Origin of the sequence: Kribbella jiaozuonensis (assembly GCF_005233875.1) — a bacterium.
GTDB classification, from domain to species: Bacteria; Actinomycetota; Actinomycetes; order Propionibacteriales; family Kribbellaceae; genus Kribbella; species Kribbella jiaozuonensis.
Window position 1 is genome coordinate 1137911 of the sequence record NZ_SZPZ01000001.1, and the last position, 11605, is coordinate 1149515.

The following is an 11605-nucleotide window of genomic DNA, read 5'->3' on the forward strand; positions in this document are numbered from 1 at the left end:
CCGTGGTGGGGGATTTTGTCGAAAGAAGGCTTGTCATGGTGCCACTGCTCGCGCTGCCCGAAGGCGGCGAATGGATCGTCATCCTGGTCATCGTGGTCCTGTTGTTCGGCGCGAAGAAACTGCCCGAACTGACCAAGAACGCCGCCCGCGCAATGAAAGAATTCGAAAAAGTCCGCAACGGCGACGACGACGAGACCCCCGCCCAGGTAACAGCACCCCCACAAGCCCAGCCCCAAGCCCCCGCCCAGCCGGTGCAGACGCAGGCGCCCCAGGCCCCAGCGGCGCCGCCCCAGGCGGCCCCGGCCCAGCCGACCGACGTCCAACCGACCCGCCCCACGGACACCGAGGGCGGCACCGCTCAGTAGCAGACTTGGGTCAGCTTGGTGGGTTGACTTCGAGGGCGGCTGTGCGGAGGGCGGTGGCTAGTACGCGGGTTGGTTCGGGGGGTCGGCCGGGGAGGCGGGCCAGGATGGTGCGGCGGAGTTCTTGGGGGCCGCCGCGGACGGTGACTACTCGGACACCGGGTGGTACTGCGGTCGCCATCGACGCGGAGATTGTGGTGAGGCCGGCGCCGGCTGCGACCAGGTGGAGTTTGGCGAGCCAGTCACGGACCGTGTGGGCGATGACCGGGCGTTCGTCGAGGCCGGGCCAGACGCCCATCCAGAGTTCGGTGGAGGATGCGGGGCCGGCGATCCAGCGTTGGCCGCGGAGGTCAGCCACGTCGACCGAGTCGTGCGCCGCGAGCGGGTGCCCGGTCGGCACGGCCAGGCGGAGGGTTCGCTCGGCGAGGGTCTCGAGCTTCAGCGCGGGCGACTCGGCATCCGGCGGACGGAACGGCGGTGCGGACGCGATCAGCGCGAGATCGATCGTCCCGGCCCGCAGTGCCCGAACCAGGTTGGGTGTCGACCCTTCTCTGGTCGTCACGGTGATCGCCGGGTGCGTACGCCGTACCGCGCTGATTGCTCTCGGCAACAAGACCGCACCGGCACTCGGGAACCAGCCGAGCCGTACGGTCCCGCCGTCGATCGGGAGGCCGGCGAGCTCGCGCGCGGTCGCGTCGAGCTGATCGAGCACGACGGCGGCGTTCCGGAGTACAACCTGACCGGCTGCCGTCAACACAACCCCTTCACGACGCCGCTCCAGCAGTTGGTTGCCAGCAGCCCGCTCGAGCGAGGCGATCTGCCGGGAGACCGCGGACTGCGTGTAGCCGAGCGCGGAGGCGGCTGCGGTGAAGGTCCCCCGCTCAGCCACCTCCCGGAACACGCGCAAAGCAACCAGCGAGACGTCGGAGAAGTCCATGACGTCTACGCATACCACCTGTGCTGAAGTTTCGCTGGAGTCATACCACCCACAGACCTACGTTGGCCGTATGACACAACCACGCGTAGCAGTAGTAACCGGAGCCAACCAAGGCATCGGATATGCCCTAGTAGAAGAGCTCGCACGCAGGATGAACCCACAAGACCTGGTCCTCCTGACCGGCAGAAACCCAGAGCGAGTCGCCGCCGCGGTAGAACAGTTGAACCGCCGCGCCGACGCCTCCGGCGCCGGCGCGGCGGGAGTTGAGACGAGAGCCGACGGCGGTGGTGATGTGAGCGCCGCACCTGATCCGGTTTCCACCGCAGGCGGCGCGGGTGACGTAGCTCAACCTGCGTCCGCCCCAGGCGGCGTACTTCAACCTGCGTCCGCCCCAGGTGGCGTGATCCGCGCACCCCATCAGTCATCCGCCGCAGGCGGGGCTCGGGTTGAGGGGTGGGTTTTGGATGTGACGGATGAGGGGGCTGTTCGGGGGTTGGCTGAGGAGTTGGGGGAGGTGGATTTGGTGGTGTCTAACGCGGTGGGGCCGTTGGAGCCGGGGAAGGGACCGGCGGAGCAGGTGGATGAGTTTGTGGATGTGGCGAATTTGGGGGCGCAGTACGTTCTGCGGGCGTTTGGGCCGCGCGTCCGGGCCGGCGGGCGGTTGGTGGTGGTGGCTAGTTCTTTGGGGACGTTGGGGCAGTTGCCTCAGGAGTTGTGGGGGCGGTTTGACGGCGCTTCGTTGGAGGACGTCGAGAAGGTTGTGGAGGAGTGGCGGGCTGCTGTGCATGACGGGACGGCGGGGGAGCTCGGGTGGCCGGAGTGGGTGAATGTTCCGTCGAAGGTTGCGCAGGTGGCGGCGGTTCGGGCGGTGGCGGCGGAGCGGCGGGAGAAGGATCTGCGGGAGGACACCCTGGTCGCGTCCGTCTGCCCGGGGCTGGTGGATACCCGCGCATCCCGCCCGTGGTTCGACGACTTCAGTGAGGCCAAGTCGCCGCAGGACGCCGTCCAACCGATCGTCGACCTGCTGCTGGCCGAGCACGTCGACCCGGCGCTGTACGGCGAACTGATCCGCGACGGCAAGGTCGTCGAGTGGAAGCCGTCCACCCCTCGGTAGACCCCTCGCCCACGAAGAGTAGTTAGGTTAGCCTAACTTCGTGAGGGGTACGACGATACGCGGTGAGATCAGGCGCTTGACGCGATCCGGCGACTCCCGGGTGATCTGCCCGGTGCGGGTGGAGGCGATCGAGCAGCTGACACCACGGTTCAGCCGGGTGATCATGCAGGGCGACGGACTCGCGGCGTACCGCACGATCCGGCCGGCGGACGCGTTCAAGCTGGTCATCCCGCCGGACGGCATCGGCAGCGTGCGGATGCCGAAGATCAGCCCGGCCGGCGCGCCCGTCTGGTCCGAGGACCGCCCGACGCCCCTCACGCGCGGGTTCACGGTCCGCACGTTCGACCCGGACACCCGGCGGCTCGCGTTCGACGTCGCGCTCCACGGCGACGGTCCGGCGATCAACTGGCTGACGCACACCCGCCCCGGCGAGACCGCCGTACTGCTCGGCATGCGGCGCGAATTCCACGCCGGAGACGTCGACCACCACCTGCTGATCGGCGACTCCACCTCCCTGCCGGCGATCGCGAGCATCGTCGAGAGCCTCGACGTACCGTCGACCGTCTATCTGCAGTCCGAGACGCCGGCCGAGCGGGCGCTGGTGAAGGGCGACGTGCAGTGGATCCACTCACCGCCCGTGATCGGCCCGGACAGCGCGCTGGAGCAGGCGGTCCGGGCCTTTCGGCGCCCGCCCGGTCGGCTACAGGCCTGGTGCGCGGCCGAGGCGGGCGTGGTTCGGGCGATCCGTCCGTACCTCGTCAACGAGCTCGGGGTGCATCGCGACGATCTGCACACGGTCGCCTACTGGATCGCCGGTGAGACCTCGGAGCGCGGGGACGCCGTGCGGATGCAGGCATTCGCGAAGGCCAGTGAGAAAGGCCTCGACGTCACGGACCCCGCAGTACTGCAATCGCTGGAGTTCTCATAAGGTCGTCCCATGCTGATTCTGGTCGGCCTGGGCCTGATCCTGGTGCTGACCGTTGCCACCGGCTACTTCGTCTCCCAGGAATTCGCGTACGTCGCCGTCGACCGGAGCCGCCTGCGCACGCTGGCCGAGGACGGTGACGCGGCCGCCGCGCGGGCGCTGAAGGTCACCTCGCGGCTGTCGTTCGTACTGTCCGGGGCACAGGTCGGCATCACGATCACCGCGTTGCTGGCCGGGTACTTCGCTGAGCCGTACCTCGGCCGGGGCCTGCAGCAGCTGCTCGGTTCGGCCGGCGTACCGAATGCCGTCAGCATGTCGATCTCGGTCATCCTGGCGTTGCTATTGGCAACAATCATCCAGATGGTGCTCGGCGAGCTGGCACCGAAGAACCTCGCGATCGCGAAGGCCGAGGCGATCGCGCTGCGGCTGTCCTGGTCGACGCTGTGGTACCTGCGGCTCGCCGGTCCGGTCATCCACCTGTTCGACTCGGCCTCGAACCGGATCCTGCGCCGGGTCGGGATCGAGCCGGTCGAGGAGCTGCCGCAGGGCGCGACGCCGAAGGAGCTCGACCGGATCATCGAGACGTCGTACGAGCAGGGCCTGCTCGACCAGGACACCATGCGGCTGCTCGATCGCGGCCTCGACTTCCGCGGCCGGACCGCGGGCGAGGCGATGGTCCCGCGGGTCGATGTGGTGACGATGCATCGCGACGAGCCGCTGACCCGCGTGGTCGAGCTGCAGGACACCGGCCACAGCCGGTTCCCGGTGATCGGCGACTCGGTCGACGAGGTGGTCGGCGTGGTCGCGATCGGCGATGTCGTCGAGCTGGAGCCGGCCGACCGGGCCGCGATCGCCGTCGGATCGTTGGCGTCACCCGCGGTCGCGGTACCGACGACGCTGCCGCTGCCCGGCGTACTCGAGCGGCTCCGGGTCGCGCGCCGCCAGCTCGCGATCGTCGTCGACGAGTACGGCGGGTTCGCCGGGATCGTGTCGCTCGAGGACATAGCCGAGGAACTGGTCGGCGAGATCCGCGACGAGGACGACCTGCCGGAGACCGGGCTGGTGCAGGGCGGTGACGGGTCGTGGGTCGTGCCGGCCCGCTGGCGGCTCGATCAGGTCGAGGAGGCAACCGGGGTACAACTGCCTGAGGGCGACGACTACGAGACGGTCTCCGGTCTGGTGATGGCGCGGCTCGGTCGCATCCCGCTGGTCGGCGATGAGGTTGCGGTCGAGCTGCCGCAGCGGATCGATCACGACGGCCGGCCGATCCCGGCGGAGTACGTTCGGCTGACCGTGCAGACGATCGAACGTCGCGTGCCCGGCATCGTCGTGATGGAGCGAATGGCATGAGTACGACGTGGGCGCTGATCATCTCCGCCGTACTGCTCGCGTTGAACGGGTTCTTCGTCGCCGCCGAATTCTCCCTGGTCGCGTCGAAGCGGCACCGGCTCGAGGAAGCGGCCGCGTCCGGCAGCCTGGCTGCCCGGGCTGCGCTCGCCGGGATCAGCGAGCTGTCATTGATGCTTGCGGGCGCGCAGCTCGGGATCACCTTGTGCACGTTGGGGCTCGGTTCGCTGAGTGAGCCGGCGGTCGCGCATCTGCTGCACCCGCTGTTCGAACTGGCGAACGTCCCCGAGGGCGTCGGGCATGTGATCGCGTTGATCATTGCGGTCGGCGGGATCGGTCTGCTGCACGTGCTACTTGGCGAGATGGCACCGAAGTCGTGGGCGATCAGCGATCCCGAGCGGTCGGCGCTGGTGCTGGCGATGCCGTTCCGCGCGTTCACGTGGGTCTTCCGGCCGCTGCTGATCGCGCTCAACTGGCTCGCCAACCTGTGCCTGCGGCTGGTCAAGGTCACGCCGCAGAACGAGATCGCCAACGCCCACGGCCCGGACGAGCTCCGGCTGCTGATCGAGTCATCGCGCGAGCACGGCACGCTCGAGGAACCCGAGCACGAGTTGCTGACCGCGATGCTCGCGCTGCAGAACACGACGGTCGGGCAGGTGATGACACCGATCGCCGAGCTGTCGACGGTTCCCGCGTCCGCGACGGCCCGCGAGGTGGAGCTGACCAGCCGGCGTGAGGGCCATTCCCGGCTTGCGGTGGTCAGTTCCGGTACGACGATCTGCGGCATCGTGCACGTCCGCGACGCCGCCCGCGCGACCACAGCGGGCGACACGAACGCGCGTGCATCGGACCTGATGATGGCGGCGCTCGAGCTCGGTGACCGTACGCCGGTCGCGAAGGCGATCCGCACGATGCGCGACGAACGCTCCCAGCTGGCGGTCGTCTGCGGCGGCGACGTGGCGATCGGCGTGGTCGCGCTCGAGGACCTCCTGGAAGAGGTCATCGGCGAGTTCGACGACGAGACCGACCCGATCATCAACGCGGCCAAGCGTGACTAGTACGGCTACCTTGTAGGCAGAAACTGTCCGGAGGAGGGGTGGCGTGGCGATCAGCCGGATTGGGCTTGTGGTTCACCAGGGTCGGCCGGTTGCGGTGGAGACTGCCGGGACCGTGCGGAAATGGGCGGCCGACCACGGGATCGGCTGCACCGACATCGACGTCTGGAAGGACCACCAGGAGCGGCGCAGCGGTACGGACGAGCTGCACCACGCCGGCGACCCGGATCTCGTTGTCACGCTCGGCGGCGACGGGACGTTCCTGCGCGGGGCGCGGATCGCGGCGAAGAACAACGCCGCCGTACTCGGGGTCGATCTCGGCAAGGTCGGGTTCCTGACCGAGGTGGCGTGCCGCGACGTCGAGGCCGCGCTGGAGGCGGTACATCACGGCGGAGCGACGTACGAGGAACGGATGACGCTGACCATGCGCGCGTCGCGGCCGCTGGAGATCCCGCAGGGGATCGAGTCGTTGCTGCGGTACGGGCACGGGCCGGCGCTGCCGCCACCGCCGGTACGGCACGAGATGGCCGAGGGCGACGGCTGGGGGATGGCGCTCGACGTGACCGCATTGAACGACGTGGTGGTGGAGAAGCTGGCGCGCGACCATCAGGTGGCGCTCGGCGTGTACCTGTCTGGGCGGCTGCTGGCGTCGTACTCCGCAGATGCGGTGATCGTGGCGACGCCGACCGGGTCGACGGCGTACAGCTTCGCCGCCGGCGGGCCGATCCTGTCGCCGAACACCGAGGCGATCGTGTTCACACCGGTCGCACCGCACATGACCTTCAACCGAACGGTTATCGCAGCGCCGGACGAGCCGATCGCGCTGCGCGTACTGCCGCATTCGGGGCAGGCCGCGGTGAGCATCGACGGGCAGCTGCGCGGCGTACTCGACCCGGGGGACTGGATCGGCGTGTACGGCTCGCCGCAGCGACTGCGGCTCGTGCGGCTCCGGCCGACCGACTTCTACGGGCGGCTGCGCGACCGCTTCAACCTCACCGACGCACCGGCGACCGCCCTCGACGGAGAGGCCGAGCTGTTCTGGCAGCCCGCGGATTCACCGATCCCACCCGACCTGAAGCACCTACGGATTCCGCTAGCACCTGGTGACGACCGGTAGGGTCTTTCCTCATGCGAAACGTGGTGATCCTGGCGGGTGGTTCAGGGACGCGGTTGTGGCCGATGTCCAGAGACGACAGGCCGAAGCAGGTACTGCCGTTGGCAGCGGGACAATCGCTGCTGCGGGTGGCGTTCAACCGGCTCCATGGACTGGTCGAGCCGGAGAACATCTACGTCTGCACGGTCGGTGCGTACACGGACGTCGTACGCCAGGAGTTGCCGGAGCTCGGTCCGCACAACATCATCGGCGAGCCGGCGCGGCGCGACACCGCGAACGCTGTCGGGCTCGCGTCTGCTGTGGTGGCGCGGAATGATCCCGATGCGGTGGTCGCCTTTGTCGGTTCGGATCACCTGATCAGCCCGGAGGACGAGTTCCGGGCCGCGATCGAGCACGGGTTCGAGGTCGTCGAGGCACGTGGGCGGTCGTTGGTGACGTTCGGGATCGAGCCGACGCATCCGCACACCGGGCTCGGGTACATCGAGCGGGGCGAGGCGATCGAGGGGACGCGCGCGTTCGTGGTCGATCGGTTCCGGGAGAAGCCGGACCGGGCGACGGCGGAGGAGTACCTGGCGACCGGGCGGTTCTGGTGGAACTCCGGGATGTTCGTGTGGCAGGCGTCGACGGTGCTCTCCGTACTCGATGCACTGTTGCCTGAGTCAGCCGCTCGGTTGCGCGAAGTCGCCGCGGTGTGGGACACGCCTGCGCGGGACGAAACGCTCGCGGAGATCTACCCGAACCTGCAGAAGATCTCGGTCGACTACGCCGTGATGGAGCCGGCCTCGCAAGGCAAGGTCGACGCGGACGTGGTCGTCGTACCGATGCCTGTGCATTGGTTGGACGTGGGCTCGTGGGCGGCACTGGCCGACACGTACGAAGCCGACGCCAACGGAAACAGGACCGACAGCATCACGTTGAGCTGCCTGCTGGATTCCCACGACAACATTATCGTCACGGACGACCCGGATCATTTGGTCGCGGCGGTGGGCCTGCAGGGCCACATCATCGTCCACACCCAGGACGTGACGATGGTGTGCCCGTTGTCGGATGGCGAGCGCGTGAAGGATTTGGTGGCACGGGTGCAGTCGGACCACGCCAACTACATCTGAGTACAGCCCATCGCGGTGCTACGCGCGGCTCCTTCGTCGCCGTGCTACGCGCCGCACCCACCCACCCCCGGGCTTATCGCCCGGAGCATCCTTTCCGGCTATCGCCGGAGTTGCGGGCTGTCGCCCGGACCCGTGCGCGCTGCCGCGCGAGCGACCGCCCCGTGGTGACGCCCGGTCCGCGTTCGTCGAGGCGGATCGTGGGGCGGCGTTCCGTCGTGGGCGATCGAGGCCATCGCCGCAGCACGCTTCAGTTGCCGCACCACGAGCCGTACACGAGCACAGCTCGCCCCGTTGCCCGTGCTGCGCCTAACACCCGCCTGCAGGCGAGTAGCGCGCCGCGTGGCCTACAACCACATCCACCCACCACCACAGCTCGCTCAAACCCACGGGCCCGCGCCTAGCACTCACCCGCGGGCGGCAGCCCGCCACCCCCGGCGACAGCCGGAAGGTCCCGGCGGAAGCCGGAAGTCCCCGGCGATAGCCGGAAGGTCCCGGCGGTAGCCGGAAGGGTTGCTCCGGGCGATAAGCCCCGGGGGTGGGCGGGTGCGGCGCGGAGCACGGCGAGGAACGAGCCGCGCGTAGCCCCGCGATGGGCTGACCACATCCACCCACCACCACAGCTCGCCCCGACCCACAGGCCCCGCCTAGTACTCACCCGCGGGCGGCAGCCCGCCACTCCCGGCGGAAGCCGGAAACCCCCGGCGAGAGCCGGAAGCCCCGGCGGTAGCCGGAAGATCCCGGCGATAGCCGGAATGGATGCTCCGGGCGATAAGCCCGGGGGTGGGCGGGTGCGGCGCGGAGCACGGCGAGGAACGAGCCGCGCGTAGCCCCGCGATGGGCTGACCACACCCGCACGAGCACCGCGATGGGCTTACGGCATCAGCCGCCGTTGGGCTCCTGGGCGTCGGTGGCTGGGTACTTCTCCATGAACTGCTTCAGGGCATCTCCGCTGACAGACCCGCAGAACTGCCGATGGCCGAAGGACTTCTGGTCGGCGCCGGGGCCGCTCCAGTGGGCGAAGGCGAGGTTCTTGCCGTCGGGCCAGCCCTTGCCCTCCGACTGCTTGTACGGGGCCGCGATGAACTTGCCGATCGAGCTGTCGGGGAGCTTCGACTTCGACAGCTTCTCGATCTGGTCGATCTGGTCCTTGGGCATGGTGTCGCGGTACCAGAGGATCGTGTAGCCGTGCTCCAGGTTGTGGACCAGGTTCTCCACCGGCGGGCGGTCGCTGCTCGAGTAGAACTTCTTGTCGAACGGCGCCCAGACCGCGTAGTGCGGGCCGGAGGAGGGCGGGGAGACGGAGTACAGGATCTTCTCGCCGTCGGGGCGGTGGTCCTGGGTGCCGCCGGCCGCGTCGTTGGTGGCCGGGTCGCAGGAGGCCGCGGAGGCGGCCACGCCGAAGTCGGTGAGGGCCTGGTTCTTGGTCCGAGAGTCCTGCACCAGCTTGATCGCCGGGTAGGCGATGATCGCCAGGCCGACCACGATCGAGCACACCACGATGATGATGGTGCGGCGGCGGTCCGACCGGGACTGCTCGCGCTGCATCCTCTCGATCATCTCGCGGCGCGACTGCTTCTGCGACGACGCTTTACCCACAGTGTTGGTCTTCCCGGCTAAGGGCGGCCACCGCGCCGCCATGCGAAGGCAGTGTACGAGGCAACCCTAAGAAGTTGCCTAGAAAACTAGCGCGACCGTGAGCCGAACGTGACCGTCGCCTCAGCGCCCGGCCCCGGCCGCACCGTCACGCCGTACCCCTCCGCGTGCAGCAGTACGGCGAGCTTCTCCGCGATCACCCCGACCGTCACCGGCTCCGCACCAAAGATCGTGACAGCGTTGTCACCCAACTCGAGCCGTACGTCGTCGACGTCGCGCAGCAACCCGGCCCACACCGCCGGATCCACCTCGCGTGGACCGGACGGCTCCTGCCGGGACAGTACGGCGGCCCGCGCCGCCTCCCGCGTACCCAGGCTGAACATGTCGAACTCGGCGTCCCGCACCAGCGCCCGCGCGCCCGGCCCGTGCTCGCCGACCGGCAGTACGACGTCCTCCAGCCCACGCAGTACGGCGACGGGCACCCCGTCCGCCTTGCCCTTGACCAGCTCACCCGCACTGGCGATCTCGTCCGCCAGCGCCGGTTCCGTCACAGCCAGGACGTTGCCGTGGCTGTCGGTGGTACCGCGCAGGTCCTCGATGACCCGCACACCCGCGGCACCGATGGCCAGGTCGATCTGTCCGTTGCGCCACGGGCGGCCCAGTGTGTCGGTGATCACGATGCCGACGTTGACGTCGTACCGCTCCTTCAACGCGGTCCGCAGTACCCGCGCCGACTCGTCCGGGTCGACCGGGAGCAGCAGGACCGTGCCGGGTGCTGTGTTCGACGTGTCAGTGCCCGCGGCGGCCATAACGAGGCCGTGCCGGGTCTGCACGATCCGGGTCTCGCCGCGTTGCGCGACGACCCGCACCAGCTCGGCGTCAATGGCCTCCTGGCGGGTGCCGTGCGTGAGCCGGCCCTCCGCCTTGCTGACGATCTTCGACGTGACCGCGACGACGTCGCCGTCGCGCAGGTCGGTGCCGTCGGCGATCAGCGCCGCCAGGTCCGCCCCGGCCGCCACCTCCGGCAGTCCGGTCACCGGGAAGATCTCCAGGTGCTTCCTCATTGCCGCACGGCCTCCGCGAGGTTCAGTGCCGCGTCAGCCATCGCGGCGGTCTTGGTCTCGTCCGTCATCCACAACGGCACGGCCTGGACATGAATTCCGGCGCCGGCGATCGAATCCGCCTGCATCGCGTCCGACGTGTCGATCAGCCAGCCGTCGAGTACGCCGCCGGTCGCGCGCGAACCGTAGTACCGCGCGACTGCCGACGCTGTGGACGCTACACCGACCGTGGCGAGCACCTTGTCGGCCATTCCGCGGACCGGACCGCTGCCGATGATCGGCGACAGCCCGATGACCGGGGCCTTGGTCTCCCGGACCGCGTCCCGGACACCGGGTACGCCGAGGATCGTGCCGACCGACACCACCGGGTTGGACGGCGGGATGATCAGTACGTCGCAGTCCGCGATCGCCTCGAGTACGCCGGGCGCCGGCTTGGCCTTGTCCGCGCCGACCGCGACGATCTGGTGCGCGGTGATCTCCGCCTGCCAGCGGACCCAGTACTCCTGGAAGTGGATGGCCTTGCGCCGCCCCGGCTGGTCCGGGTCCTCCACCACCACATGCGTCTCGATCCGGTCGTCACTCATCGGCAGCAGCCGCACCGGAAGCTTCCAGCGCGTGCACAGCGCCTCGGTGACCGCACTGAGGGTGTAGCCGGCGTCCAGCATCTGCGTCCGCACCAGGTGCGTCGCGACGTCCCGGTCGCCGAGCCCGAACCAGGTGGGCTCGACGCCGTACGCCGCGAGCTCCTCCTTGATCACCCAGGTCTCGTCCTCGCGGCCCCACTTACGTTCCTCCGAGATGCCACCGCCGAGCGTGTACATCACGGTGTCCAGGTCGGGGCAGACCCGCAGCCCGAACAGGGTGATGTCGTCCGCGGTGTTCCCCACGACGGTGATCTCGGCGTCCGGCCGGGCCTGGAGCAGCCCGCGCAGGAAGGTGGAACCGCCGATGCCACCGGCCAGCACTGTCAATCGCATGGGAAGAGTCT

At 69.1% G+C, this 11605-nt stretch carries 11 protein-coding genes and 1 pseudogene; 8 read left to right on the forward strand and 4 right to left on the reverse strand.

Features of this window, described 5'->3' with window-relative positions; translation table 11 throughout:
* Positions 1–35 precede the first annotated feature (35 nt).
* Positions 36–365 (forward strand): twin-arginine translocase TatA/TatE family subunit, encoded by a 330-nt coding sequence (locus FDA38_RS43365; protein ID WP_137252958.1) that lies wholly within the window; start codon positions 36–38, stop codon positions 363–365.
* Between the two features lie 10 nt (positions 366–375).
* On the opposite strand, the gene FDA38_RS05505 is transcribed toward FDA38_RS43365, so the two are convergent.
* Positions 376–1299 (reverse strand): LysR family transcriptional regulator, encoded by a 924-nt coding sequence (locus tag FDA38_RS05505; RefSeq protein ID WP_137252959.1) that lies wholly within the window; start codon positions 1297–1299, stop codon positions 376–378.
* A gap of 70 nt (positions 1300–1369) precedes the next feature.
* On the opposite strand from FDA38_RS05505, the pseudogene FDA38_RS43605 reads away from it, so the two are divergent.
* The 7 genes and pseudogenes from FDA38_RS43605 to FDA38_RS05535 form a co-directional block, all read left to right on the forward strand.
* Positions 1370–1519, forward strand: a pseudogene (locus FDA38_RS43605) (hypothetical protein); the annotation flags it as partial.
* A gap of 306 nt (positions 1520–1825) precedes the next feature.
* Entirely contained in the window at positions 1826–2413 is a 588-nt protein-coding gene (locus tag FDA38_RS42900) for a Rossmann-fold NAD(P)-binding domain-containing protein (protein ID WP_170989527.1), read from the forward strand.
* 40 nt (positions 2414–2453) lie between these two features.
* Complete coding sequence (locus FDA38_RS05515) at positions 2454–3341, forward strand: siderophore-interacting protein (protein WP_137252960.1); 888 nt, start codon at positions 2454–2456, stop codon at positions 3339–3341.
* Between the two features lie 9 nt (positions 3342–3350).
* Positions 3351–4688 (forward strand): hemolysin family protein, encoded by a 1338-nt coding sequence (locus tag FDA38_RS05520; protein WP_137252961.1) that lies wholly within the window; start codon positions 3351–3353, stop codon positions 4686–4688.
* Positions 4685–5743, forward strand: a complete 1059-nt coding sequence (locus FDA38_RS05525) for a hemolysin family protein (RefSeq protein ID WP_137252962.1) — start codon at positions 4685–4687, stop codon at positions 5741–5743. The genes FDA38_RS05520 and FDA38_RS05525 overlap by 4 nt, the downstream gene beginning before the upstream one ends.
* A 43-nt stretch (positions 5744–5786) precedes the next feature.
* The gene (locus FDA38_RS05530; RefSeq protein ID WP_137252963.1) at positions 5787–6857 is read left to right on the forward strand and encodes an NAD(+)/NADH kinase; all 1071 of its coding nucleotides are present in this window, start codon (positions 5787–5789) and stop codon (positions 6855–6857) included.
* Positions 6858–6868: 11 nt separating this feature from the next.
* The gene (locus FDA38_RS05535; RefSeq protein ID WP_137252964.1) at positions 6869–7963 is read left to right on the forward strand and encodes a mannose-1-phosphate guanylyltransferase; all 1095 of its coding nucleotides are present in this window, start codon (positions 6869–6871) and stop codon (positions 7961–7963) included.
* An 879-nt stretch (positions 7964–8842) separates the two neighbouring features.
* On the opposite strand, the gene FDA38_RS05540 is transcribed toward FDA38_RS05535, so the two are convergent.
* From FDA38_RS05540 to cofD, 3 genes are read right to left on the reverse strand one after another with little or no spacing between them, the layout of a single operon-like run.
* Entirely contained in the window at positions 8843–9601 is a 759-nt protein-coding gene (locus tag FDA38_RS05540; protein ID WP_233714536.1) for a DUF3105 domain-containing protein, read from the reverse strand.
* Between the two features lie 44 nt (positions 9602–9645).
* Complete coding sequence (locus FDA38_RS05545; protein ID WP_137252965.1) at positions 9646–10620, reverse strand: coenzyme F420-0:L-glutamate ligase; 975 nt, start codon at positions 10618–10620, stop codon at positions 9646–9648.
* On the reverse strand, positions 10617–11594 hold the full coding sequence (cofD, locus tag FDA38_RS05550; RefSeq protein ID WP_137252966.1) for a 2-phospho-L-lactate transferase: 978 nt from the start codon (positions 11592–11594) through the stop codon (positions 10617–10619). The genes FDA38_RS05545 and cofD overlap by 4 nt, the downstream gene beginning before the upstream one ends.
* Positions 11595–11605: the final 11 nt, after the last annotated feature.

What these genes read in the sequence shown, in the direction of transcription:
- FDA38_RS43365 (WP_137252958.1), top strand. Translation starts at nt 36, where the DNA reads ATGGTGCCACTGCTCGCGCTGCCCGAAGGCGGCGAATGGATCGTCATC.
- FDA38_RS05505 (WP_137252959.1), bottom strand. Translation starts at nt 1,299, where the DNA reads ATGGACTTCTCCGACGTCTCGCTGGTTGCTTTGCGCGTGTTCCGGGAG.
- FDA38_RS05520 (WP_137252961.1), top strand. Translation starts at nt 3,351, where the DNA reads ATGCTGATTCTGGTCGGCCTGGGCCTGATCCTGGTGCTGACCGTTGCC.
- FDA38_RS05525 (WP_137252962.1), top strand. Translation starts at nt 4,685, where the DNA reads ATGAGTACGACGTGGGCGCTGATCATCTCCGCCGTACTGCTCGCGTTG.
- FDA38_RS05535 (WP_137252964.1), top strand. Translation starts at nt 6,869, where the DNA reads ATGCGAAACGTGGTGATCCTGGCGGGTGGTTCAGGGACGCGGTTGTGG.
- FDA38_RS05540 (WP_233714536.1), bottom strand. Translation starts at nt 9,601, where the DNA reads ATGGCGGCGCGGTGGCCGCCCTTAGCCGGGAAGACCAACACTGTGGGT.
- FDA38_RS05545 (WP_137252965.1), bottom strand. Translation starts at nt 10,620, where the DNA reads ATGAGGAAGCACCTGGAGATCTTCCCGGTGACCGGACTGCCGGAGGTG.
- cofD (WP_137252966.1), bottom strand. Translation starts at nt 11,594, where the DNA reads ATGCGATTGACAGTGCTGGCCGGTGGCATCGGCGGTTCCACCTTCCTG.